The organism is Ruegeria sp. HKCCD6426 (assembly GCF_057221115.1).
Genome location: NZ_JBWVBF010000001.1, coordinates 683,926 through 708,489, shown reverse-complemented (window position 1 = coordinate 708,489; position 24,564 = coordinate 683,926). Strand labels below are relative to the sequence as shown.

Annotated in this window: 28 protein-coding genes; 14 read left to right on the top strand and 14 right to left on the bottom strand. The window is 56.7% G+C overall.

Translation table 11 applies throughout. The features are described 5' to 3' along the window. Positions 1-139 precede the first annotated feature (139 nt). The 5 genes from AC2TDA_RS03535 (at position 140) to AC2TDA_RS03515 (ending at position 4,322) form a co-directional block, all read left to right on the top strand. Entirely contained in the window at positions 140-478 is a 339-nt protein-coding gene (locus tag AC2TDA_RS03535; RefSeq protein ID WP_170325301.1) for a P-II family nitrogen regulator, read from the top strand. Between the two features lie 30 nt (positions 479-508). After that, positions 509-1,915: a type I glutamate--ammonia ligase gene (glnA, locus tag AC2TDA_RS03530; RefSeq protein ID WP_480878845.1), complete on the top strand. Its 1,407-nt coding sequence runs from the start codon at positions 509-511 to the stop codon at positions 1,913-1,915. 138 nt (positions 1,916-2,053) lie between these two features. Beyond that, a complete protein-coding gene (locus AC2TDA_RS03525) occupies positions 2,054-2,332 on the top strand; it encodes a hypothetical protein (protein WP_480846726.1) in 279 nt (92 codons plus the stop codon). Between the two features lie 91 nt (positions 2,333-2,423). Beyond that, a complete protein-coding gene (locus tag AC2TDA_RS03520) occupies positions 2,424-3,218 on the top strand; it encodes a lytic murein transglycosylase (RefSeq protein WP_480878844.1) in 795 nt (264 codons plus the stop codon). A gap of 198 nt (positions 3,219-3,416) precedes the next feature. Next, complete coding sequence (locus AC2TDA_RS03515; RefSeq protein WP_480846723.1) at positions 3,417-4,322, top strand: hypothetical protein; 906 nt, start codon at positions 3,417-3,419, stop codon at positions 4,320-4,322. Between the two features lie 35 nt (positions 4,323-4,357). On the opposite strand, the gene AC2TDA_RS03510 is transcribed toward AC2TDA_RS03515, so the two are convergent. Continuing rightward, positions 4,358-5,101: a heme-dependent oxidative N-demethylase family protein gene (locus AC2TDA_RS03510; RefSeq protein ID WP_480878843.1), complete on the bottom strand. Its 744-nt coding sequence runs from the start codon at positions 5,099-5,101 to the stop codon at positions 4,358-4,360. A gap of 124 nt (positions 5,102-5,225) precedes the next feature. On the opposite strand from AC2TDA_RS03510, the gene dddP reads away from it, so the two are divergent. After that, a complete protein-coding gene (gene dddP, locus AC2TDA_RS03505) occupies positions 5,226-6,569 on the top strand; it encodes a dimethylsulfonioproprionate lyase DddP (RefSeq protein ID WP_480878842.1) in 1,344 nt (447 codons plus the stop codon). A 4-nt stretch (positions 6,570-6,573) separates the two neighbouring features. Here the strand turns inward: dddP and AC2TDA_RS03500 are convergent, their stop codons facing one another. After that, a complete protein-coding gene (locus AC2TDA_RS03500) occupies positions 6,574-6,768 on the bottom strand; it encodes a hypothetical protein (RefSeq protein WP_480846720.1) in 195 nt (64 codons plus the stop codon). Positions 6,769-7,011: 243 nt separating this feature from the next. Here AC2TDA_RS03500 and AC2TDA_RS03495 point away from each other — a divergent pair, with 243 nt between their 5' ends. Further along, positions 7,012-8,226 (top strand): bifunctional alpha/beta hydrolase/OsmC family protein, encoded by a 1,215-nt coding sequence (locus AC2TDA_RS03495; protein WP_480878841.1) that lies wholly within the window; start codon positions 7,012-7,014, stop codon positions 8,224-8,226. 43 nt (positions 8,227-8,269) lie between these two features. On the opposite strand, the gene AC2TDA_RS03490 is transcribed toward AC2TDA_RS03495, so the two are convergent. The 5 genes from AC2TDA_RS03490 to AC2TDA_RS03470 form a co-directional block, all read right to left on the bottom strand. Then, positions 8,270-8,602 carry a hypothetical protein gene (locus AC2TDA_RS03490; protein WP_480878840.1) on the bottom strand — a complete coding sequence of 111 codons (333 nt, stop codon included), beginning with the start codon at positions 8,600-8,602 and terminating at the stop codon, positions 8,270-8,272. 10 nt (positions 8,603-8,612) lie between these two features. Then, the gene (locus AC2TDA_RS03485) at positions 8,613-9,173 is read right to left on the bottom strand and encodes a hypothetical protein (protein WP_480878839.1); all 561 of its coding nucleotides are present in this window, start codon (positions 9,171-9,173) and stop codon (positions 8,613-8,615) included. Between the two features lie 141 nt (positions 9,174-9,314). Continuing rightward, complete coding sequence (locus AC2TDA_RS03480) at positions 9,315-9,902, bottom strand: biotin transporter BioY (protein WP_480846715.1); 588 nt, start codon at positions 9,900-9,902, stop codon at positions 9,315-9,317. 76 nt (positions 9,903-9,978) lie between these two features. Then, complete coding sequence (locus AC2TDA_RS03475; protein ID WP_480878838.1) at positions 9,979-10,398, bottom strand: DUF6314 family protein; 420 nt, start codon at positions 10,396-10,398, stop codon at positions 9,979-9,981. After that, positions 10,398-10,730 (bottom strand): hypothetical protein, encoded by a 333-nt coding sequence (locus tag AC2TDA_RS03470; protein ID WP_480878837.1) that lies wholly within the window; start codon positions 10,728-10,730, stop codon positions 10,398-10,400. Before AC2TDA_RS03470 ends, AC2TDA_RS03475 begins: the two co-directional genes overlap by 1 nt. A gap of 88 nt (positions 10,731-10,818) precedes the next feature. On the opposite strand from AC2TDA_RS03470, the gene purB reads away from it, so the two are divergent. The 4 genes from purB to AC2TDA_RS03450 all read left to right on the top strand — a co-directional run bounded on the left by purB (position 10,819) and on the right by AC2TDA_RS03450 (position 15,225). After that, positions 10,819-12,123 carry an adenylosuccinate lyase gene (purB, locus tag AC2TDA_RS03465; protein WP_480846710.1) on the top strand — a complete coding sequence of 435 codons (1,305 nt, stop codon included), beginning with the start codon at positions 10,819-10,821 and terminating at the stop codon, positions 12,121-12,123. A 377-nt stretch (positions 12,124-12,500) separates the two neighbouring features. Then, positions 12,501-13,043: a tetratricopeptide repeat protein gene (locus AC2TDA_RS03460; protein WP_480846708.1), complete on the top strand. Its 543-nt coding sequence runs from the start codon at positions 12,501-12,503 to the stop codon at positions 13,041-13,043. Between the two features lie 67 nt (positions 13,044-13,110). Then, complete coding sequence (locus AC2TDA_RS03455) at positions 13,111-14,205, top strand: flagellar motor switch protein FliG (protein WP_480878835.1); 1,095 nt, start codon at positions 13,111-13,113, stop codon at positions 14,203-14,205. Positions 14,206-14,301: 96 nt separating this feature from the next. Beyond that, entirely contained in the window at positions 14,302-15,225 is a 924-nt protein-coding gene (locus AC2TDA_RS03450) for a lysophospholipid acyltransferase family protein (protein ID WP_480878834.1), read from the top strand. On the opposite strand, the gene AC2TDA_RS03445 is transcribed toward AC2TDA_RS03450, so the two are convergent. Further along, entirely contained in the window at positions 15,226-15,924 is a 699-nt protein-coding gene (locus tag AC2TDA_RS03445) for a DUF1223 domain-containing protein (protein WP_480878833.1), read from the bottom strand. Positions 15,925-16,150: 226 nt separating this feature from the next. Here AC2TDA_RS03445 and acnA point away from each other — a divergent pair, with 226 nt between their 5' ends. The 3 genes from acnA to AC2TDA_RS03430 all read left to right on the top strand — a co-directional run bounded on the left by acnA (position 16,151) and on the right by AC2TDA_RS03430 (position 21,327). Then, on the top strand, positions 16,151-18,841 hold the full coding sequence (acnA, locus tag AC2TDA_RS03440; RefSeq protein WP_480878832.1) for an aconitate hydratase AcnA: 2,691 nt from the start codon (positions 16,151-16,153) through the stop codon (positions 18,839-18,841). Between the two features lie 121 nt (positions 18,842-18,962). Continuing rightward, positions 18,963-20,465 (top strand): BCCT family transporter, encoded by a 1,503-nt coding sequence (locus AC2TDA_RS03435; RefSeq protein ID WP_480878831.1) that lies wholly within the window; start codon positions 18,963-18,965, stop codon positions 20,463-20,465. A 160-nt stretch (positions 20,466-20,625) separates the two neighbouring features. Further along, positions 20,626-21,327, top strand: a complete 702-nt coding sequence (locus tag AC2TDA_RS03430) for an SDR family NAD(P)-dependent oxidoreductase (protein WP_480878967.1) — start codon at positions 20,626-20,628, stop codon at positions 21,325-21,327. An 18-nt stretch (positions 21,328-21,345) separates the two neighbouring features. Here the strand turns inward: AC2TDA_RS03430 and AC2TDA_RS03425 are convergent, their stop codons facing one another. The 6 genes from AC2TDA_RS03425 to AC2TDA_RS03400 all read right to left on the bottom strand — a co-directional run bounded on the left by AC2TDA_RS03425 (position 21,346) and on the right by AC2TDA_RS03400 (position 24,555). Then, entirely contained in the window at positions 21,346-21,885 is a 540-nt protein-coding gene (locus tag AC2TDA_RS03425; protein ID WP_480878830.1) for a DsbE family thiol:disulfide interchange protein, read from the bottom strand. Then, on the bottom strand, positions 21,878-22,036 hold the full coding sequence (ccmD, locus tag AC2TDA_RS03420; protein WP_480846699.1) for a heme exporter protein CcmD: 159 nt from the start codon (positions 22,034-22,036) through the stop codon (positions 21,878-21,880). Before ccmD ends, AC2TDA_RS03425 begins: the two co-directional genes overlap by 8 nt. Beyond that, positions 22,033-22,806 carry a heme ABC transporter permease gene (locus AC2TDA_RS03415; protein WP_480846698.1) on the bottom strand — a complete coding sequence of 258 codons (774 nt, stop codon included), beginning with the start codon at positions 22,804-22,806 and terminating at the stop codon, positions 22,033-22,035. The genes ccmD and AC2TDA_RS03415 overlap by 4 nt, the downstream gene beginning before the upstream one ends. 60 nt (positions 22,807-22,866) lie before the next feature. After that, entirely contained in the window at positions 22,867-23,523 is a 657-nt protein-coding gene (ccmB, locus tag AC2TDA_RS03410) for a heme exporter protein CcmB (protein ID WP_480846697.1), read from the bottom strand. Then, the gene (ccmA, locus tag AC2TDA_RS03405) at positions 23,520-24,134 is read right to left on the bottom strand and encodes a heme ABC exporter ATP-binding protein CcmA (RefSeq protein WP_480878828.1); all 615 of its coding nucleotides are present in this window, start codon (positions 24,132-24,134) and stop codon (positions 23,520-23,522) included. Before ccmA ends, ccmB begins: the two co-directional genes overlap by 4 nt. A gap of 67 nt (positions 24,135-24,201) precedes the next feature. Then, a complete protein-coding gene (locus tag AC2TDA_RS03400) occupies positions 24,202-24,555 on the bottom strand; it encodes an Mth938-like domain-containing protein (protein ID WP_480878826.1) in 354 nt (117 codons plus the stop codon). Positions 24,556-24,564: the final 9 nt, after the last annotated feature.

Here is a 24,564-nt window from a genome sequence, read left to right as displayed (position 1 = left end):
ATTTTTTGTGCAAGTCGATCAAAATTTCACCTGCCGCCTGTTTTCTCGGCACGCGCGTGCCGCCATTTTCGCAATCAGATTGCCGACCGATCTTAGACGTGATCAGTGCCTTCCTGACAAGTGTTATAGGGAGCCCGGGATGAAGAAGATCGAAGCGATCATCAAGCCGTTCAAACTGGACGAAGTGAAAGAGGCGCTGCAGGACGTGGGTGTCCAGGGCCTCAGCGTGATCGAGGTCAAAGGGTTTGGCCGTCAGAAAGGCCACACCGAACTCTATCGCGGTGCGGAATACGTGGTCGACTTTCTGCCCAAGGTGAAGGTCGAGGTCGTTCTGGACGACGATCAGGTCGATGCCGCCATCGAGGCCATCGTTTCGGCCGCGAAAACCGACAAAATCGGCGACGGCAAGATCTTTGTCTCGCCCGTTGAGCAAGCCATTCGCATCCGGACCGGTGAAACCGGCTCGGAAGCGCTGTAATCGAACACTCCAAGTAGAGGAATAGAGAGTATGAGCAAGGACGCAGTTCTTCAGCTGATCAAGGACGAAGGCGCCGAATACGTCGATGTTCGTTTCACCGACCCGCGCGGCAAGCTGCAGCACGTCACCCTGATGGCCGATCAGGTTGACGAGGACTTCCTGGAAGAAGGCTTCATGTTCGACGGTTCGTCCATCGCGGGCTGGAAGTCGATCGAAGCATCCGACATGAAGTTGATGGTCGACACCGACAGCGCTTATGTCGATCCCTTCTACGCGGAAAAAACTATCTGCGTGCACTGCTCGGTTGTTGAGCCCGACACCGGCGAAGCTTATGAACGTGACCCGCGCGGAACCGCTCAAAAAGCCGAAGCTTACCTGAAAGCATCGGGTATCGGCGACGTTGCCTATATGGGCCCCGAAGCCGAATTCTTCCTGTTCGATGACGTCCGTTTCTCGAACACAATCAACAAAGTATCCTACGAAGTTGATGCAACCGACGCGTCGTGGAATACCGACACCGAATACGAGATGGGCAACATGGGCCACCGTCCGGGCGTCAAGGGCGGATACTTCCCGGTCAACCCGATCGACGAAGCGCAGGACCTGCGTTCGGAAATGCTGTCGACCATGAAGCGTCTGGGCATGAAGGTCGACAAGCACCACCACGAGGTTGCTTCGTGCCAGCACGAGCTGGGTCTGATCTTCGACAGCCTGACCAAACAGGCCGACGAGTTGCAGAAGTACAAGTACGTCATCCACAACGTTGCGCACGCCTACGGCAAATCGGCCACTTTCATGCCGAAGCCGATCGCGGGCGACAACGGCACTGGCATGCACGTGAACATGTCGATCTGGAAAGACGGCAAGCCTCTGTTCGCGGGTGACAAATACGCTGACCTGTCGGACGAAGCCATTTGGTTCATCGGCGGCATCCTGAAGCACGCCAAGACACTGAACGCCTTCACCAACCCGGCGACCAACAGCTACAAGCGTCTGATCCCCGGGTTTGAAGCCCCCGTTCTGCGCGCCTACTCGGCTCGTAACCGTTCGGGTTGCGTCCGTATTCCATGGACTGAAAGCCCGAAAGCCAAGCGCGTCGAGGCTCGCTTCCCCGATCCGGCCGCAAACCCCTACCTGGCGTTCGCAGCTCTGCTGATGGCCGGTCTGGACGGCATCAAGAACAAGATCGATCCGGGCGAAGCCATGGACAAGAACCTGTACGATCTGCCTGCCGAAGAACTGGCCGACATCCCGACCGTTTGCGGCTCGCTGCGCGAAGCGCTGGAGGCTCTGGCATCCGATCACGACTTCCTGCTGCAGGGCGACGTGTTCACCAAAGACCAGATCGATGGCTACATCGCACTGAAGATGGAAGAGGTCGAAACCTACGAGCACACCCCGCACCCGGTTGAATACGGCATGTACTACAGCTGCTAAACTTTGGGGTTAGCGGAGAATTGAAAGGGCGCCTCTTGGGCGCCCTTTTGTTGTTCCTCAGGCACCCGCCTTGACTGAAACATCGGAACGTCAGAGCCTTTCACCCTACGACAAACTTTAGGACTTAGGGAGAATGCGATGCGCCTTATGTTAAAGTTCACGATCCCAGTGGAAAAAGGCAATCAGGCCGAAAGGGACGGAACGCTGGGACAAGCGATTGAAGCACTGGTAAAAGAGGTCGACGCAGAAGCAGCCTACTTTGCACTGGAGCACGGTAAACGCATGGGCATCGTGATATTTGAAGAAAGCGATCAAGCCCGTATGCCTGTCATCAACGAGCCATTATTTGCTGCTCTGGACGCCTCAATCGAGATCCAACCCGTATTAACCGCAGACGACTTGCAGCGCGGTTTGTAAGCGCAACTCGCTTCGAGTGGGCGCTTGTTGTTATTGTCACAACTAAAACGCGAGCCCCGAATTGAATAGGCTGGCCCTAAGGAAAACGTTCATGTCGCGCATCGCTTTGTTTATTGCATTTGTACTTACCCTGCCTATTTCGGCTCTGGCCGCCCCATGCGGAAACACAGGCAGCGGATTTGAGGAGTGGAAAAAAGACTTTTCCAATCAAGCGCGCAAGGCCGGCGTCAAGAAAAAGGGGCTGCAAGCCTTAGCGCAGGCGCAATATGCAACGCGCACCATTGCAGCGGATCGCAACCAGAAGAGTTTCAAGTACTCGCTGGACAAGTTCATGCAGGTACGTGGTGCAAATACGATCGTGGCACAAGGCCGCAAGCGCAAGGCGGCCAACCCACAATTCTACGCTGCGCTGGAAAACCAATACGGGGTACCAGCCGGCATTCTGATTGCCATTCACGGTATGGAAACAGGCTTTGGAAACTTCATGGGAGACAGCCAGGTTGTTTCAGCAATAACAACGCTGGCCTATGATTGTCGCCGATCCGAGTTCTTCGTCCCCCATGCAATTGGGGCACTGAAACTGGTCGATGCGGGCAGTATCACAGTGGCAACAAAAGGGGCAAAACATGGCGAATTGGGTCATACACAGTTTCTTCCCGGCAATGCGCTAACCTATGGTGTGGATGCCACAGGAGACCGGCGCGTGGACTTCTACAATATGACCGATGCTTTAGCCTCAACTGCAAATTTCTTGCGTAAGAAAGGGTGGAAACGGGGTCGTGGCTATCAACAGGGGCAACCGAATTTCAAAGTAATAGAACAGTGGAACGCCGCAACCGTCTATCAGCAGTCCATTGCCATAATGGCGCAACGAATCGACAACTAGCTCGATCTGGTTTCGAACACGGTCGCTCCCTGATTTAGCCACATTGCTGCCACAGTAGATGGGAAAAGCCTTAATTCCTTTGGTTTCCAAGACGTAATCAATAGTGCCGAATTTTCTTTTTTTTCCATTTTCGTCAAATTCTCCCCCTTATCGCTGGATAACATCCTGTTGCAGAGTGAACGCACAAAGGAAAACGCTGTGACTGCAAAGCACAGATACCATGGTGGTCTTCAGTTCAACGGCGATGCAGATCGCGCGCTTGAGCGGTTCAGTGACATCGTTGGAACCACGCTAGAAGACTACGGTCACCTGGTTGAACGCAAAACGTTGCTCAGCGCATCCGAGGCCAGTGTCGTCTCAAGCCAGTATCTGGTGCGCCTGTCATTGGAGACGGAGGGTACCGAGGAAACCGACCGTTACGAGAGGATGGATCGCGCCGCTGGCCTCAAGACTCTGACGCGTTCTACACCCTCTCGCCCCCGTAACCGTTTGACCTTGAACATTGCCCCGGTGTCAGAGCTGTTGGACGATACTGAAGTATCCGAGATGATGCTGGTTGTGATTCTGTACCGCATGGTCGACATCTGTTCGACCCAGAGGATCGAATGGCTTTCACCAAATACGGTTCTGACTCTTGAACAATTTCTCAGTGCCTTCGATACACTTGCCCCCCGAAAGCCCAGAGACCGCAAGCAGATCTTCAGTGCGGTCAGCGGACAGTTTGCCGGCCTCGAAATTCCTGATGCTGTTGCCGACGTCGTGGAAATGGCTAAACCCAAGCCTCGTCCCATCCAATTGACCGACGATCAACTGCTGAGTATCGCCTTTCGCACTGAACCCGTGGCGCCCCTGAAGTTGAATGACTCGGAGCCGTCAGAACTAGAGGATGAGCGACCAAGCGACATCCTGCGGCTGACCAGTTGGGGCATGACAGGCGCATTGGCCAGCGTATCGGCCCCTGTTGCCATCTCGATGGCCGCTGTCAACCTGATCCGCGGCGAGGATTTCCGGCTCAACACTCAGGTCCTAGCTTTGACCATGGCCATCTTCGGCTTAAACACAAGCGGCGCAATTGCCGGCGTGGTGAACGCAATCAGCATGTAATCAAATTACCAAGACCCTCCTAGGAGGCCCCGCCGTCAGGCGGGGTTTTCTGTTTTGGCCAAGTGATCTGCCAGCAGAACATAGGTGTGAATTGAAAACACAACCGCCTGGGTCTGCGGCAAGCGCAAGAGAGTTTGCCGTTCACTGCGCAGGTAACGGGCGGATTCCTTATCACGGATTTCACGCCGGTTTGCGGTGCTTCGTGGCTGGAAAAGCTCGGCGTCCTGATACCAGAGCGCATTGAAACGCCAAATGGGGCGGCCGGGTTGAATACCATTGAACAGGCGCTGCACCCGACGAGCGATATTGGCATCGTAGCTTTCGACAGGCTGGTGGATTCCAATCAGCGGCCGCATGAATTTCTCGGACAAACACCAGCTGGCAGGAAAACACAGGATAGCCCCCGTCAGGATGTGCTCCTCGCCCTGCTTTTGCAGAATGCAAAAATCCTCCTGCACCAACAGGCACAGGGTCTCTAGCGGGTTGTCTCTGTCAATGGCAACTACAACACCGTCTGCGCGCGTGACCTGGTCATTGGCCCCCGGATAAGCGTGCAGCAAAACAGTTTCCAGCAACTCCTGTGCGGCGGGTTTGGACGAAGGGTCCATTGCCAAAACATCGGCACGATGCGTCTCCAACAGTGTCTTGCGCCGTCGCATCTGGGCAGCAAACGCCTCGTCTTGATGCAGCCAGGTTTCCATGCTCGCAGGCTGGATACCGGGCAACTTTTGTTCAATGAGCGGGTCGTAGGGGATGTCGGTCTGCAAAATGGTCGTCATGGTACTGATCTATCACTCAACAATTGAATTGTCGGTCAAAAAGCGACCCCCGCCCCGTCGCAAATCACCGCGACTCAAGTACTGTGGTTCTCCACGGTCGGAGTAATACGCAGGGAGGCCCACTATGAACCGGCACTACAGGGACACTCGTAAAATTGATCCGACCCGAGGATCTGTGCTCGGCGACGGAACTCCGAACGACAACAACCGAATTGAGATCGGGCCAACCCAACTGGCCTTTTCGGAGTGGGCCGCAGCTGGCCTGACGCTGCCGAACCTTGAAAGCATGCGGGAATATCGCTGGAAACGGCTGACCCAAGGAATTGTGGATCGTGGCTATAGCGGGCTTTTGATGTTCGACCCGCTGAACATTCGTTACGCAACCGACAGCACGAACATGCAGCTTTGGAATTCCCATAACCCGTTCCGGGCTGTTCTGGTTTGCGCCGATGGTTACATGGTGATCTGGGATTACAAGAACTCGCCCTTCTTATCCAAATTCAACCCTCTGGTGCGCGAGCAACGCTCGGGCGCTGACTTGTTCTATTTCGATCGCGGCGACAAGGTGGACGTAGCTGCAGATATCTTTTCGAACGAGGTGCGAACCCTGATCGATGAACATGGCGGCGGTAACAAGCGGCTGGGTGTAGACAAAATCATGCTGCACGGTCTACGCGCACTCGAGGCGCAGGGCTTTGAGATCATGGAAGGCGAAGAGCTGACCGAAAAAACCCGCGCCATCAAAGGACCGGATGAGATCCTGGCCATGCGATGCGCCAACCACGCCTGTGAAACGGCTGTGGCCGAGATGGAAGTGTTCGCCCGCGCCAATGTGGGCAACGGACAAACCTCTGAGGATGACATCTGGGCGGTTCTGCACGCTGAAAACATTCGCCGCGGCGGGGAGTGGATCGAAACCCGTCTTCTGGCCTCAGGTCAGCGCACAAACCCGTGGTTTCAGGAATGCGGCCCCCGGATCACGCAACAGAACGAAATCGTTGCCTTTGATACCGACCTGATCGGCTCTTACGGCATCTGTATCGATATTTCGCGCACGTGGTGGATCGGAGATCAAAAGCCACGCGCTGACATGATCTATGCCATGCAGCACGCACACGAGCATATCATGACAAATATGGAGATGTTGAAACCCGGCGTGATGATCCCGGAACTGACGGCCAACGCGCATAAGCTGGACGACAAGTTTCAGGCGCAGAAATACGGCTGCCTGATGCATGGCGTGGGCCTCTGTGACGAATGGCCTCTGGTCGCCTATCCCGACAGTGCGGTCGCGGGCTCGTATGACTACCCGTTGGAACCCGGCATGGTCCTGTGTGTCGAGGCCTGCGTCGGTGAAGTTGGAGGGGATTTTTCGATCAAGCTGGAAGATCAGGTTCTCATCACCGAGGATGGTTATGAAAACCTGACCAAATATCCTTTTGATCCACAGCTGATGGGTCTGGCATGACGCCTCAGTTCGACCAATTCGATCGTCGTACGTTGCCGTGCCAGTCCTCGGATACTGTTTCTGTTACTTCATGCTTGGTGGAATTGCTTGGCGGCCAATTCTGACCAAGTGTAAATCCAACAATTCCAGTCACCGCAATAATGACCAGAAGATCCGGGCGCAAAATCGCGATACGCCGCGCTGAAGCAATATGTGCCATTTAGGCCTCCTTGGCTGAACAAATCGGACAGCCTTAACATGAGAGCCCACATCACTTAATTAAATCGAATATTTGATCGACCTTTCATCACAAATTTTGAAGATACGAAAACGGTAGTTCCGAAGTGGCTTCAACCGCTTACTCGCACTTTGCTCACCTTACCGTGACGGTTCTTACATTGGGGTTGAGACGCACGACCAATGTACACAGTATTGTCCTCACCCCGAGATGTAAGGAACTGCCATGCCCACCGAACGCACTACATTTGCCGGTCATGACGGCAATCGGCTTGCCGCGCGACTTGATTTGCCGGATGGGCCAGTTCTTGCTACGGCGTTGTTTGCGCATTGTTTCACCTGTTCCAAAGATATTCCGGCGGCTCGGCGCATCTCGGCGCGATTGGCTGCAATGGGTATTGCGGTGCTGCGTTTCGATTTCACCGGGCTTGGCCATTCCGACGGAGAATTCGCCAACACAACCTTCACTTCGAATGTCGAAGACCTGATCGCAGCCGCACAATACCTAGCTGGCAGGAACATGCCCCCGGCCCTTCTGATCGGTCATTCTCTGGGCGGCGCGGCGGTGCTACGCGCGCGGGCGGACATACCGTCGGTCAAGGCAGTCGTGACCCTGGGCGCCCCTGCCGACCCGAGCCACGTTTCCCATCATTTCGAAGCGGCGCTGTCCGAGATCCAACAGGAAGGCAGCGCTGAGGTCATGCTAGGCGGCCGCCCTTTCCGCATTGGAAAGGCATTCGTGGACGACATCTCAAGAACCGCGCTGGAATCAGCTATCGCCGAGCTCAAAGCCGCGCTCTTGATCCTGCATGCGCCACGGGATGAGACCGTCAGCATCGACAACGCCAGCGCCATCTTTCTGGCCGCGAAACACCCAAAGAGTTTTGTGACCCTTGATGATGCGGATCATCTGATCACGCGTGCCGAAGATGCTGAGTATGCCGCCGAGGTGATCTCGGCCTGGGTATCGCGATATGTCAGGCTCTCTCCTCCGGCTCCGCCACCGGGTGCCCCTGAAGGCGTTGTACGGGTGACCGAAGTCGACCCTGCCGGCTATCTGCAGGACATTCAGTCGGGTCCCCGTCACCACGCGGTTGCAGACGAACCCGCCTCCTATGGCGGTACCGACCGGGGAATGTCGCCCTATGGCTTTGTTGCTTCCGGTCTTGGGGCCTGCACGTCCATGACGATCCGCATGTATGCCCGCCGTAAACGCTGGCCCCTGACCGGGATCACTGTCGATGTGTGTCACAACAAGGTGCATGCGCAGGATGCAGGTATGAACGGAGACGGCAAAGTGGATCAATTCCGTCGCAAAATCCGACTGGAAGGTCCTTTGGATCAGGACCAGAAAGCCAAGCTGCTGGAAATTGCGGACAAATGCCCGGTGCATCGAACTTTGGAAGGTTCGGCGCAAATTACGACGGAACTGATTGCCTAGAGGCTCTTCAAAAAAATGGACCGCATCTGCGGCCCATTTGCTTTTAACGCCGACGCGGTGCCGGGCGATGGATCGGTGGTCGGGCTGTGGGTGGGCGCGCGACCGGAGGACGCGGACGTGCCGGCGGCTTCGCGATCGGAGGCGTTGGGCGCGGCGGCGGTTTACCTACAGGAGGCTTAGTGGGCCGATCTGGCCGGTCGGGAAGATTCACATCAACGTTTACGTCGTGGTAATAGTCATTCCACAGCATCGAGTCATAAAACGGGTCATACCCATAGCCAACACCCACTGATACTCCGTCGCAGGCCGAGAGCGTTAGCGTCGAAGCCCCCAGTCCCAGTGCCAGAACAGTTCGTCTCAGGAATTTGCGTGTCATCCGAGCCTCCTTACTGCGCGGACCGGAACGACGCAAAAACGGCGTTCAAGTCGTCTACATAGGCCGGATCGGCCCCATCGCGCAGGATAGCGACAACAATGGCCACACGGTTTCGCGGCAAATCGATTACGGTCGCGGTAAAATTTATCCCGCGGCCATCTCGGCTGCCAGTGCCGCGGATCACGCGTGCAGGCAATCCGCCGATCCGGGTGTTGCTGGTGCCGGTCACGGTTGGCTCTTTCACCAGAAACTTGTCGATATCCCCGAGATATTGCAGTCCGTCGTCGATATTCGCCACGCCCGAGGGCGAAACGAACCCCATCCAAACATTGTCGTCAGTGACCGGCCTGACCCCCATGACCCGCGCCACGGCTCTGGGGTCGCCCAGTTCGGTATCCTCGATTTCACGCGGTCCACCCGTTCGCAACGCCCAAAAATCCGGAACGACAAAACGAAACAGCGCGCGGCCTTCGTCCGTATAAGTGACCGGTGTATCGGCCCAAGACGGGGCCACGCCACCCAGCCACACCGCAGCGCACGCGGCGAGTGCTGATCTAAAAAAAATATCCATATCTCAAAAACCTGATCATTTCTCAGGCACCAGATTGGCCCGCAAGCCTGCGTTTTGTCCAGTAGGACATTGGAGTGGCAACAAAAAACCCGCGCCCGAAATGCATCGGCCGCGGGTTACGAATGCGCGTGTTTTGCTGGATTAGGCGCGCGCGTCGCCTACCAGTTTCCAAAGGCCGGGGATCAGCACTGCTGCCAGCGCAAGTTTGATCGCATCACCCAGCAGGAACGGGGTCAGGCCCCATTCCAGGATCGGCTTGTCCCAACCATAGAGCTGGCCCAGCCACAGCAGACCCGGCACGTAAATCAGAATATTGGCCAGCACCAGCGCCAGCGCCAATTTACCAACCGACCGGTCCCAGCCTCGCGCAGCCAGGGCACCCAGCAAAACGGTAGCCATCAGGTAACCAACAAGGTAGCCGCCAGTGCCACCCATCATGTAGGTCAGACCAAATTTCTCAGCCGACGAGCCGGCGAAGACATCGAAACCCAATGCGCCAATCAGCAGGTAACCCAGCATGGTTGCCAGACCCAGACGTGCGCCATACGCAGTGCCGATCGTCAGCACAGCAAAGGTGCCCATGGTGATCGGAACCGGCCACATCGGCACTTTGATCTTGGCAGCAATGGCGAGGGCAACGATACCCAAAGCCACCAGAACCGCTTGTTTCACGCGCAGAGCTGTCCCCTCGCGCGGGCCAATTGCATTGGCTAAGACATTTGCATTCATTGTGCTTTCTCCCTCAGCGAACCCGAATTCTGCGATAGCAATGACTTGTCGCAGCCTTTACTGCAAGATGATTACGCTATCGCAGCACATACTCCGTATCCATTTTATAGGATTTTCTGGGTCCTGACACCGTCCAGCGGACATTCCATCGCGGCCATCGAGAAAAATCATACCGCACCTCATAACTGTCTGGCGGGCAATCATGATGGTCTTCCGGATGCGGTACACCCAGTTTTAGCGCGTGAAAATAGCGGTTGTCGTCAAAATGGATCGCTATCTCGTCCCCAGCGTCGCGCCACAAATACCTGCGCGTACCTTTCATGGCGGGCTGGTTGGGAATGTACAGCGTGACCTCTTCTTCATAGACAAGCCCGTCGTCCCTTGCGCGCAGGACCGCTTGCCCATCAGCCTGAACCACCTGCCCGGCAAAGGCGTCGCGTATGGTTCGTGTGAGGCTCCAATCGCCTGCAAATTCGGCAAGTGCTCTCGGTGCCATCAATTGACGAATGTCCCGTCGGTCGTGCCCCCGTTGTCGTCGATGAACCGGATCTTGTCTCCACTTTGCTGCATGTCATAGCAGGCCCACAGATCCGATGGCGGCCAGAGTGAGCAGTACCGATCCTCGCGTACCGCCCATCGTCCTGCACTTGGGCGCCCTGAGAAGTATTGCGTCAGCATGGTCTCGTCGAAGGTCTGCCAAATGCCTTCGCCGTAATCCAGTTTCTGACCAGACAGCGCAGTCAGAATTTCATCGCCGGTCAGCGTGCGGAACTCTTCAGCTGCCAGAAATCCCGGCCATATCGACAAAATCAGGGCAAACCGTCTCATACCCGCACTCGCGTCTTGTTCCCTTGTGCCCGCGGGTTTAAACCCCGCGCCAACGCCTCATCCCAACCATAAAAAGGTGCTGCCGCCAATGATTCCCCGCTATTCCCGCCCTGAAATGGTCGCCATCTGGTCGCCCGAGACCAAGTTCCGCATCTGGTACGAGATCGAGGCCCATGCCTGCGATGCCATGGCTGATCTGGGCGTTATCCCGCGCGAAAACGCCGAGGCCGTGTGGAAAGCCAAGGATGTGGAATTCGATGTGGCGCGTATCGACGAGATCGAAGCGGTTACGAAGCACGACGTCATCGCGTTCCTCACACACTTGGCCGAACATGTAGGCAGCGACGAAGCCCGTTTTGTGCATCAGGGCATGACCAGCTCGGACGTTCTGGACACGTGTTTCAACGTGCAACTGACCCGCGCCGCCGATATCCTGATCGCCGATCTCGAAGGGCTACTGGCCGCGCTCAAGCGCCGTGCGATAGAGCACAAGGAAACCATCCGGATCGGCCGCAGCCACGGGATCCACGCTGAACCCACCACCATGGGCCTGACTTTCGCCCGCTTCTATGCCGAGATGGACCGCAACCTGTCCCGTATGCGCGACGCCCGTGCCGAGATCGCAACTGGCGCCATCTCGGGCGCGGTCGGCACGTTTGCCAACATCGATCCGCAGGTCGAAGAACATGTCTGCGACAAGCTGGGACTGGTGCCGGAACCGATCAGCACTCAGGTGATCCCACGCGACCGCCACGCGGCCTTCTTTGCAACACTGGGTGTCATCTCCAGCAGCATTGAAAATATCGCTATCGAAATCCGCCACATGCAACGGACCGAGGTGCTGGAGGCCGAAGAGTTCTTCTCCAAAGGTCAAAAGGGCTCGTCCGCGATGCCTCATAAGCGGAACCCGGTGCTGACCGAGAACCTGACCGGGCTGGCCCGTCTGGTCCGCATGGCCGTCGTACCCGCGATGGAGAACGTGGCCCTGTGGCACGAGCGTGACATCAGCCACAGCTCGGTCGAGCGCAATATCGGCCCCGACGCCACCGTAACGCTGGACTTTGCTTTGTCGCGCCTGACCTCCGTCATCGACAAACTTGTAGTTTACCCTGAAAACATGCTGGCTAACATGAACAAGTTCCGCGGTTTGGTCATGAGCCAACGCGTTCTGCTGGCCCTGACTCAGGCCGGTGTCAGCCGTGAGGATGCGTATCGTCTGGTCCAGCGCAATGCGATGAAAGTTTGGGAAGAAGGCAAGGATTTCAAAACCGAATTGCTGGGCGATGCGGATGTGACGGCAGCCCTGAGCGCTGATGAGATCGAAGAAAAGTTCGACCTCGGCTATCATACCAAGCACGTTGATACGATTTTCGCGCGCGTGTTCGGCGATTAAGCCCAAGCTGTTAGTGATTTCGGCAAGGCCTGGCTGCAATTTGCGGGTCAGGCCTTGTTCTTTGCCAGATAGGAAAAAATCGGGTACCCTCTAGGTGCATTTTCCGCAAAGGAGAAACACTATGGTCCGAACTCTACTCTGCTCATTGGCTTTAGTATTTGCAGCTTCGACTGGATTTGCCTGCAGCGCACATTCAAAGCAGACCCAATCCTGTGCAGAAGGCACATTTTGGGACACTGAATCCCAAAGCTGCATGAAAATCGCCAACAGCTGACAATTTTCTTTCCTACTTGTGAATAAAAGCGACCATTGGGTTGTTAGCTTTTTTGAAGATCACACTATCCTTCTAAAAGCAGCCCCGAGAACGGAGTAGGAAAATGCGTCTTGTATTAGTTTCAGCAATTGCCCTTCAAGCTTTTGCCTTTGCGCCCATTGCCCATGCCGCAGGCGGCGGAGACAGCAGCCCGCCAAAACCGACCAACACCACCAAAAAATGTCTGTTTGGCCGCGTCTATGACGAGACACGGGGGCGGTGTGTTAAACCGAACAAGACCAATTTCTCCGAAGAGCAATTGTATGACGCCGTGCGCGAGCTAGCTTATGCCGGGCAGTATGAACATGCCCAAGACATCCTGCGCATCATGGATCAGAATGATGACCGCGTGTTGACCTATTGGGGCTTCACCTATCGGAAAATGGGCGAATTGGCGCTGGCTAATGCGTATTATGAAGACGCCATTACGGCCAACCCCGATAATGTTCTGGCCCGCAGCTATATGGGTCAGGGCTTTGTTTCCGAAGGAAAAACTGACCTCGCGATTGCGCAGTGGCGCGAAATCAAAGCGCGCGGCGGCGAAGGAACATGGGCGGAAACATCCCTCCGCGAAGCGATCCGAACAGGGCTGACCTACAGCTACTAGGGTTCAGGGTTTCTTTACCCGACTCTCTGTAATCTGCCTGCAACGCGCAATTTGGCATGACAGGCAGATGCAGGATACGAACGCATTGGTACAGATGGCGCCGGGCGCACAGGCCCCGGTCGTCGGCGATGAAGACGACACGCCTCAGGTTGTCCCGCGGTCGCTGAACAGCCAAGAAAAAGCAGCTGTTATTGTACGGCTGCTTTTGAACGAGGGCGCGGACATACCGCTGGAAGAACTTCCCGATCCGCTTCAGGAACAGTTGACGCACCAATTGGGGCGCATGGGATTGGTGGACCGGGCCACGTTGGCTGTAGTGGCACGGGAGTTCGCGGACGCATTGGACAGTGTTGGGCTGTCCTTTCCCCACGGACTTGCAGGCGCGCTGGACGCGGTCAACGGTAAGATCGCGCCGGCGACAGCAGCACGGCTGCGCAAAGTGGCCGGTGTTCGGCAAATTGGCGACCCGTGGCAACGGCTGCGCGAAGTACAGGTGGAGGACCTGGCCGAAATGGCGCAGGCCGAAAGCACCGAAGTCGCTGCTGTAATGCTCTCAAAGCTTGAGACGGCGAAGGCCGCAAAGCTGCTGGGGTATCTGCCCGGCCCTGTCGCGCGACGGATCACCTATGCGGTATCGAAAACAGCCAACGTCACGCCGGAAGCCGTGGAGCGGATCGGCTGGTCTCTGGCTGCCCAGCTGGATCAGCGCCCTAGCCCGGCATTCAAGGAGGGTCCAGGCGCACGTGTGGGCGCAATCCTGAACCAGTCGGCGGCGACGACAAGGGACGGATTGCTAACCGCTCTGGACGAAGAGGATACGGATTTCGCCACTACTGTTCGCAAATCCATTTTTATCTTCGCCCATATTCCAAACCGCATTCAACCGCGCGATGTCCCGGCAATCCTGCGTGGAATTGAGCAACCCGTTTTGGTGACCGCATTGGCCGGCGCAAGCGCCGAGGATGATTTGGCGTCAGTCGATTTCTTGCTGTCAAACATGTCCGCACGCATGGCCGACAATCTGCGCGAGGAAATGTCCGACCGCGGCAAGGTCAAGCGGTCTGACGCTGAAGACGCCATGTCAAACATCGTCGCCACAGTTCGAGCATTACTGGACGAGGGCACGATTGCCTTGATCGAGGAAGATGACAGCGCCGACTGAACGATGTGGGCACCGGCAGATTACGGACACTTGTGAACGGCTGGCGGGGAAGGTATGTCTTGTGCCGCAAATCCCAATACTTGGTGAGTCCTCCCCATGCCCGCAGAAAAGTCGGAACTGAGCCGATTTGAGCTTGGAAAATACTACATTGCCAATCTGTTCCTGAAAGGCGCGATCGGCAGTATGAGCCTGCTCCCCTACGAGCGGCGTATCGCAGCAATGGGGGCGATCATGCGGTGGCTGGCACCTGTGGTCGGATTTCGTACCCGCGTGCGGCGCAACCTGAAACTCACTTGTCCGGACCTGTCCGAAGAAGAAGTCAAACTCATCTGCCGTGCGGTACCGGACAACGCGGGCCGCGCGATCATGGAGCATTTTTCGCCCAAAGGGTTCATTGAACGGCAGACCAAAGCGAAAATTTCAGGTCCGGGTATCGAGGCGTTTGACAAGGCCGCGGCGGAGGGCCGGCCTGTCATGTTTATTACCGCGCATTTCGGTCACTACCTTGCGGCGCGGGTCGCCTTACAAGCCCGCAGTGGTGAACCCATCGGGTGTTTGTATCGCCGTATGGCCAATCCTTATTTCAACGATATGTACGTGGACGCCTTCTACAAAACCGGCTCTCCGATGTTTGAACAGGGCCGCCGGGGCATGGTCGAAATGGTACGCACCCTTAAAAGCGGCGGTATTATAGCCATTGTGTCAGACCTTCATGCGCAGGGTGGCGAGGAACTGACATTCTTCGGCAAACCCGCCGTGACTTCGGTTCTGAACGCGGAATTGGCGATCAAGTACAAGGCTGTCCTGATCCCCTGCTATGCTGTCCGTCAGCCCAACGGCATCGATTTTGAAATCGTTCTGCACGATCCGGTTCCGCATACCGATCCCAAGACCATGACGCAATTCACCAATGACGACCTCGAAACGATGGTTCGTAAACACATGGGCCAGTGGTTCTGGATCCACCGGCGCTGGAAATCCTGGAGAGGGCTGGGCGTTAATCCCAAAGACATGCCCTGACTATCTGACACGTGCCGCTGCAACGATCGGCCCGTGCCCAGCCCGCTGTATCAGAACAACAGCAGGAAAATCGTGGGACAACGTGGCCGTAAATCTTTGCGGCGCACTGCCATCCCATTGCCCTGCAATCTGCCAGCTTTCCACCACGTTGGCGTAGTCCAACTCGTGCCCAGCCAATTCACCACGGCGGATCGAAGCGTGGCGCATTGGTGAGTACTGCACAATCCGTACGTCGTAGACTTCGCCCTCGGGCAGGTCGACAGGTATAACGTCGACGGCAACTTCATTGCCTGTGCGTTCTGCGTTGACTTGGGTCTCGGGGGCGGCGGTCAAATGCGCGTTGATGATCCGGTCCAATTCCCGTTTCTTGGCACCCACAACGTCCTGCTGTCCATTGATCACCATCTGCGGCGTGTAAATCATCGAACGCCCCCCTTCGCGCGCATAAGCGCGCTGGCGTTTCGTGTGATCGGGATCGGCATATTCGTCCTTCCAACCGATATAGTCCCAATAGTCCACATGCAGCGCCAGACCGATCACATCATCGCGCTTGGCCAGATCATGCATGATCCGATCCGCCGGAGGGCAGGACGAGCAGCCCTGCGACGTAAACAGCTCAACCACCACCGGGTCGGATTCGGCCTGGGCGACAGGAACAAGGAACAGGGAAGCAAGCGCAATTGCGGCGGGTTTGAACATGATTGAACTCAGCCTGATGGGTGATACCCAATACCTAAACTGATAGTATCTCACCCACCAATCAAGGTTTCTTGAGGCCGGTTAAGCCCTTCACACGAAAAAATGTGTGCAATGGTATACAAAAATTGCCGCACCTGGCCTGTTGGACCTTGAACCAGCGGCTTTGGTGATGCAGATAGCCCCCAGCGAATCCCATATTCCACGTCATTTGAGAGGGAGGCCACAGATGCCCATCAAAGTCGGACAGGATACCGCCAAGACACGCCGCAGCCTGAGCGTGAATGGCAAGTCCATTTCCTATTATTCGATCCCCGCCGCACAAGAAGCCGGTCTGGGTGATTTCTCGAAACTCCCCGCCGCGCTGAAAGTGGTGTTAGAAAACATGCTGCGGTTCGAGGATGACGGTTTCTCGGTCTCGGTCGACGATATCAAGGCGTTTGCCGAGTGGGGCGCCAAAGGGGGCAAGAACCCACGCGAAATCGCTTATCGCCCTGCCCGCGTACTGATGCAGGACTTCACCGGTGTTCCCGCCGTTGTGGATCTGGCAGCGATGCGTGACGGGATCAAAGGTCTGGGCGGCGACGCGCAGAAGATCAACCCATTGAACCCGGTTGACCTGGTCATCGACCACTCGGTCATGATCGACGAGTTCGGCAACCCGCGCGCGTTCCAGATGAACGTGGATCGCGAATACGAACGCAACATGGAACGGTATCAGTTCCTGAAATGGGGCCAGAACGCCTTTAACAACTTCCGCGTTGTGCCCCCCGGTACCGGTATTTGCCACCAGGTGAATCTGGAATATCTGGCGCAGACCGTCTGGACCGATACGGACCAGAACGGGGACGAAGTTGCCTACCCCGATACGCTGGTCGGCACCGACAGCCACACCACGATGGTCAACGGTATGGCCGTTCTCGGCTGGGGTGTCGGCGGGATCGAGGCCGAGGCCGCGATGCTAGGTCAGCCGATCTCGATGTTGATTCCCGAAGTTGTGGGTTTTGAACTGACCGGCGCGCTGGTCGAAGGCACCACAGGCACGGACCTGGTTCTGAAAGTCGTGGAAATGCTGCGCGAAAAAGGCGTTGTCGGCAAATTCGTCGAATTCTACGGCGAAGGTCTGGACCGTCTGCCGCTGGCCGACCGCGCAACCATCGCCAACATGGCACCGGAATACGGCGCGACCTGCGGCTTCTTCCCGATCGATGGCGAAACGCTGCGCTACATGCGTAATACCGGCCGCGACGAAGACCGTATCGCGCTGGTCGAAGCCTATGCCAAAGAAAACGGGTTCTGGCGAGGCGCGGATTACGCACCGGTCTACACCGACACCCTCTCGCTGGATATGGGCACCATCGTTCCCGCGATCTCGGGCCCGAAACGCCCGCAGGACTATGTCGCGCTGACCGACGCCAAAACCGCTTTCACCAAAGAGATGCAAGAGACCTTCAAGCGTCCGATGGGCAAGGAAGTCGCTGTCAAAGGCGAAGACTACACCATGGAATCGGGCAAGGTCGTGATCGCCTCGATCACCTCGTGCACCAACACTTCGAACCCCTACGTGATGATTGGTGCAGGCCTGGTGGCACGCAAAGCGGCCGCGTTGGGTCTGAATCGTCAGCCTTGGGTGAAAACCTCGCTGGCGCCCGGATCGCAGGTTGTGTCTGCTTATCTTGAGGCCGCTGGGTTGCAGGAGGATCTGGACAAGATCGGCTTTAACCTCGTCGGCTATGGCTGCACCACCTGTATCGGCAACTCGGGTCCGATCCAGCAAGAAATCTCGGAAGCCATTGCCGAAGGTGATCTGGTCGCGACGTCGGTTCTGTCGGGCAACCGGAACTTCGAAGGCCGTATCTCGCCAGACGTCCGCGCCAACTATCTGGCCTCGCCGCCGCTGGTCGTGGTCTACGCGCTGGCCGGTACGCTGGATATCGACCTGACATCGGAACCGATCGGTCAGGACAAGGATGGCAACGACGTCTATATGAAAGACATCTGGCCCACGACACAGGAAGTCGCCGAGCTGGTCGAACAGACCGTAACCCGCGAAGCGTTCCAGTCGAAATACGCAGACGTCTTCAAAGGCGACGAAAAGTGGCAAGAAGTCGAAGTTCCGCAGCAGGAAACCTATGACTGGCCGCCGACCTCGACATACATCCAGAACCCGCCCTACTTCCAGGGCATGGGGGCCGAGCCGGGCACCATCTCGAATATCGATGGCGCAAAAGTTCTGCTGATCCTGGGCGACATGATCACCACCGACCACATTTCGCCCGCTGGTTCCTTCGCGACGACGACGCCCGCCGGTAATTACCTGACCGAGCGCCAAGTGCAGCCGCGCGAGTTCAACTCGTACGGCTCGCGCCGCGGCAACCACGAAGTCATGATGCGCGGCACCTTTGCCAACATCCGTGTCAAGAACGAGATGCTGGACGGTGTCGAAGGTGGCTACACCAAGGGCCCGGATGGCGAGCAGACCTCGGTCTTTGAAGCTTCGATGGCACATCAGGCCAACGGCACTCCGCTGGTCGTGTTTGGTGGCGAACAGTATGGCGCCGGGTCTTCACGTGACTGGGCGGCCAAGGGAACAGCGCTTCTGGGCGTCAAGGCTGTGATCGCCGAGAGCTTTGAGCGAATCCACCGCTCGAACCTGGTTGGCATGGGCGTTATCCCGTTCGAATTCACCGGCGGCGATACCCGCAAGTCGCTGGGCTTGAAAGGCGACGAAACAGTCTCGATCCACGGTCTGGACTCGGTCGAGCCGCTGCAGGAAGTGCCCTGCACCATCGTCTACGGTGACGGAACCGAGAAGACCATCACCCTGAAATGCCGGATCGATACCGCGCCCGAAATCGAGTACATCGAAAACGGCGGTGTGCTGCAGTACGTGCTACGGAATCTTGCCAAGGCATCTTAATTCAGCGGCATAGCAACAAGTTCAAACCCCCGGTCTCGCGCCGGGGGTTTTATTGTTTTCTGGTCATTCATTCGAAAATCTGAAAGTGTTCGAGCAAGGTTAACTTCGGAAAATCAATAGTATGGAAAAGCCAAACGCCTTGTTGGTCTGCTCACTCAGCGTCATTGCAGTGATCGGGATATGGGGCGTCGTGGACATTCAAAGCTTGGTGACCTGGGCGAACGGCATCGTTCAACAAACCTTCCACAGCCGTGGCTGGTTCGTAATGCTTGCAGCCTCGGGTATGCTGATCGGCTGTTTGGTCTTGGCTTTCTCCCCTTATGGCAAAATTCGCCTTGGCCGGGACGATGAGGAACCAGAGTTTTCCACTGTTACATGGATTTCAATGTTGTTCTCTGCCGGCATGGGCGTCGGCCTGCTGTTTTGGGCTGTGGCCGAGCCACTAACTCACTTCAGTTTCATTTCGACAAAGGCCCCGGACTTCATAGCTGCGCAGCAAGCCATGCTCGCGACCAATTTTCACTGGGGTTTACACGCTTGGGCGATCTACGGGTCCACCGCGCTTACGATTGCGTATTTCAGCTTTAGGCGCGGCACCAGCATGATGGTCAGCGCGCCTATTAAAAGCTTGTTTCCGGGCGAACGATGGGCTGAGCAGGTCGGGTGGTTTTCTGACTTCATGGCAATTGTTGCCATTGCCATCGGTGTCGGCGGCTCGATGGCAATGGGCGTGTTTCAGGTCGCAGATGGCATAGCTGTCATGGGCGGGTTGGATACGGTCGGCACACTTCTGATAGGTGCTGTATTTGTGGCCATGGTGGCCGCGTATATTCCTGCCCTACTGATCGATCTGGGTCAGGGCATGGCGCGGCTGTCGAACGCCGCGATGCTGATCGCTGTCAGCCTTGTCGCCTACACCGTGATTCTAGGTCCAACGGAATACCTATTGAATACAGTCGTTCAGGGATTCGGAGACTACGTTACCAATGTTATTCCCAGAGGGTTCCAGACTTATACCTTCTTTGGCGATGACGTTGCCAAATGGTTCAGCGACTGGACGTTGACCTACATGGTCTGGTGGATTGCCTGGGGGCCGTTCGTGGGCGTATTTGTCGCCCGCATCTCTCGCGGCAGGACAATACGCGAATTCGTGATCGGTGTTTTGTTCGCTCCGACGTTGTTTTCCATACTCTGGTTTGGCGCGTTCGGAGGGATCGGCTTGTTTGAAGCTTTAGAAGGCGCAGGTGAGCTGCTGACCCTGACACAGACGAATATCGAGCGTGTCACCTTTGCCCTACTCGACCGGCTACCGCTGTCACTGGTTACGACCTTGGCGACGGTGCTGGCTGCGTTTCTCTTCATTGTCACCAGCGTTGTAAGTGCGGCATTTGTCTTAGGCACCTTTTCGACCGGAGGAGATGAAAACCCACCGCCACGCGTTCGACTGATCTGGGGCGCATTGCTGGGCCTTCTAAGCGTGGCCATGATCCTGTCAGGTTCTGTAGACTCGGTGAAAATCCTGATCTCTCTGGGTGCTTTGCCATTTGTGTTTATCTCGGTGCTGCTGATGGTTTGCCTGATCCGCGGACTGCGAGAGGAAGGAAAGCACGATGTTGATCGGTGATCTTACAGATACCCTGATGAATCTCGTAACCTTTGCCTTCATCGCGGCAATGATCTGGATTCTGTTGCGAAGGTAGCTGAAGCCAGCGCACTTACCGCTTTCGATATTAGTCTGAAAACCAGCATTGAATCCCGAACGTTTTCCCGATCTTTTGTCCGTCATGGAAAAGGTAGCTTTGATCACTGGCGGATCACGCGGCATCGGTCGCGCAATTGTCGAAGACCTGAAACGCGATCACCGCGTGGTTTTCACTTGGAATTCCACGCCTCCAGCGGATGCCCTTCTAAGCGACGACACTTTGCCCATAAGATCTAATCTGACACAATCAGACCAGGCCGAAACGGTGATTGATCAAACCTTGCAGCGGTTCGGGCGTCTTGACGTAATTGTAAACAACGCGGGTCTTGTGAAGATGACGCCCAAAGAGGATTTCACGTTCGACGATCACCGGGCGATTCTGGACTTGAACCTTTTGGCCCCGGCTGCACTTTTGTCAGCTGCGTTGCCGCATTTGAAACGGGGCGCGGCTATTGTCAGCATTTCCTCCATGAATGCAGTTTTGCCGCCGCGGGACGCGGCCACTTATGGGGCCAGCAAAGCCGCCCTGAACCTCTGGACACGGGCAATGGCGAAAGAGCTTGGACCGGACGGTATTCGCGTCAACGCCGTCGCACCCGGCGCTATCAACACTCCCGAAGCCACACGGTCAGACGAGTTGACGGCCAAGTTCGTGGCGGAGACGGCACTGGGCCGCGCCGGAGTGCCCGCCGACATTGCAAAGGTCGTCCGCTTCTTAGCCTCGGACGATGCTGCATTCATTACAGGCGAGACTGTGTCTGTAACGGGTGGGTACAGATTGTAGGAAAATGAAAGCTTGTAGTCAGCCGCCCGCGGCTTTCTTCAGAGCTGGTCGGATCGTATTTTCGATCACACGCTGTGTAACCGGGCCGGCAAATCTTAGGATGATCGTTCCGTCACCGTCGATCACATAGGTTTCCGGAACGCCGTAAACGCCCCAGTCGAGGCCCATGCGGCCTTTTTCATCCCGACCTATGGCCCGGTAGGGGTCGCCCAATTCCGTCAGGAAGGCCTCGGCATTGTCCAACTTGTCCTTGTAGTTGATGCCATAGACCGGAATACCTTCGTCCGACAGCGCCTGAAGGTTGGGATGCTCAACCCTGCATGGTGCGCACCAGCTGGCCCAATAGTTGACCAGCTTTACCTCGCCATCGCGCAGCGTTTCATCATCAAAGCCAGGTTTGCCGGCAAACTCAGTCAGGACCACCGGCGGTGCTGGCTGACCTTCGCGGGCAGACGGCAGTGAATTCGGATCGTCGCGAAACATACCGATCCCCGCCAGAACAGCGAAGGCGCCGAAGATCAGCGGCGGCGCAATCATCAGGGGTGAGATCTTAGCCATTGCGAGTCATCCTCTGCTCGACCTTCTCCATCTCTGCCCGAACCTTGCGACCTCGCATCACGCTGAAAACCACCAAAGCAATCAGCAGTAAGATTGATGCCCCATAGGCTGACAGGACCGTGTCAGAATATTTGCCCAGATCGGGAATCATGCGTTCACCCTTTCCCGTGCAAGCAACGCCTTGATCCGGCGCGCCCGAATTTCAGTGCCGGTGCGATAGAACACCAGCGCAATGAACAGCAGTACAAAGCCAACGATACACAGAAGCAGAGGGTAGAAGTAGATATTGCTAACCTTTTCCTCGGTATCTGCACCAGTCACTGCGGCGGTCCGCATGACCGAAGCCCCCTGATGCAAGCCCTGATTCCAGAAGTTCACCGCGTAACGGCTGAGCAAAGCAAAGACCGAGCCGACCAGACACAGGACCGAAGTCAGATCGGCAGCGGTATCGGGGTCTTCAATGGCTTCCCAAAGCGCGACATAGCCCAGGTAGAACAAAAACAGGATCAGGAATGAAGTCAGGCGTGGATCCCAAGCCCACCAGGTGCCCCACATCGGCTGGCCCCAGATAGCCCCCGTCGCCAACGCAATCAGCGTCATGACGATACCGATCGGGGCTGCGGCACGCGCGGCCAATGCGCTGACATGATGGCGCCGTACCAGCCACACCAGCGACGTCGCCAGCATCATCAGCCAGCAATTGATCGCCATCAGTGCCGCAGGTACATGCAGGTAGATGATCTTGACCGTCGATCCCTGCTTGTAATCGTCCGGCGTGAAGAAGAACCCCCAGGTCAACCCCACAGCCAGACAGACGGCAGAAGTGATCCAGAAGAACGGCAGTATCCGCTCGCTGGTGGCGAGGAACTTCCTCGGGTTGGCGTATTCCCAGAGGGCGTTGGCTTTGGCTGCGATAGACATGGGCCTTATCTAGTCCGACTCTGTGGTGTTCTCAATTGACCTCAGTCAAGATTGATTGAGTTAACGAAGATTGATGCGCAATACTGCAGCGCTGGCAAAGGGCAGCAGCGCGACGGTCGCAGCGGTGATCCCGGCCAGCATCAGCAACGGAGTTTGCGTTTCCATGCCTGTAGCACCGCGACGGGCGACCTCGGCACCAAAGATCAGCGTCGGGACATAAAGGGGCAGAACCAAAAGAGAAAGCAGCAGTCCGCCGCGCTTCAGACCGACCGTCAGAGCCGCACCAAAGGTACCGATGACGCTCATGGCCGGAGTGCCGATCAGCAACGAGATCACCAACCAGAAGAACCCCGGCACTGGCAAATTCAACAGCACGCCTAGAAACGGAGCAGCCAGGACCAGCGGCAAGCCGGTGGTCAGCCAATGGGCCAGCGCCTTGATCGTCACAACCGATTCCAACGGCAATGGGGCGGTGGCAAGCAGATCCAGCGATCCATCTTCCCAATCCAGCGCCAGCAGGCGATCCAGCGACAGCAGGCAGGCCAGAAGCGCGCCCAGCCACAGCACACCCGGCGAGATGGTCGACAGCAGCGAGGATTGCGGACCAACCGAGAACGGTACAAGCACGGTAACGATCAGGAAAAATGCCAGACCCAGACCAAATCCTCCGCCCGCGCGGAAGGCCAGTTTCAAGTCGCGCAGCAACAGGGCGATCACAGGAAACCTCCGTCAAAGTCGTCGATGGGTTTCGGCTTGGCCTTGTTGTGGCCGACATCCAGCACCTCACCGTCCAGCCCGAGGTCGATATGGGTGGCAATCAGCGCCGAGCCGCCCTGCCCCAAGTGTGAGCGTACAGCATTTGCGAACATCTGAACGGCATTGCGGTCGAGCGAAACCGTTGGTTCGTCCAGCATCCAAATCGGGCGCCCTGTCACCAGCATCCGCGCCAGACCTAGCCGCCGCTTTTGCCCTGCAGACAGATTGCCTGCGTGCCTGTCCGACAGTTCGTTCAGATCGAACGCGTCCAGCGCAGGCTGAATGCTTTTTGTGCCAAAAACAGCTGCCCAAAACGTGAGATTCTCGGTCACGGTCAGCGTGGGCTTTAGCCCATCGGAATGAGAGGCGTATGCAATCTGATCCTCGGCACCTTCAATCCGGCCTTGTAACGGTGGCTGCAGCCCCGCCAGTGTCCGCAGCAAAGTTGTTTTTCCGATGCCGTTTGGCCCGCGCAAAATCAGGGCCTTGCCCGGCTCTAGGACAAAGTTCAGCCCTTCGAGTACGGGAATGCCGCCACGGGTGATGGCCAGATCGGTTACGGTCAGTGTCATGAGGTTCCGCTTAGCCGATTGCTGTCACAGGCAAAAGGTCGGATTTGCCGCAGGTGGCACCCGTAGCTCAAACCGGTATCAGAGCCGCAGCGATACGGCGGCCTTCAGACAACAGCACATTATAAGTACGGCAAGCTGCTGGCGAGTTCATTGTCTCAACGCCCACCCCGGCCTCTTCCAGTGCGTTTCGTAGGTCCGCAGGGATATGGGACAGATCCGTACCGGTACCAATGAACAGAACATCCACATGGTCGGACAAATCAAGCAATGGTGCCTGATCAGAGTATCCGCCCCAGTTGGCGGTGCCAGTGGGCCCGGTCAGGACAGGCCCCTCATGAACCTGGCCGCCAATACGGAAAAAGCCCGGGCCATAGCCGTCGATCGGAACGGCGTTGTTATAGGTGATCTCATTCAATCGCATGTGGTTCTT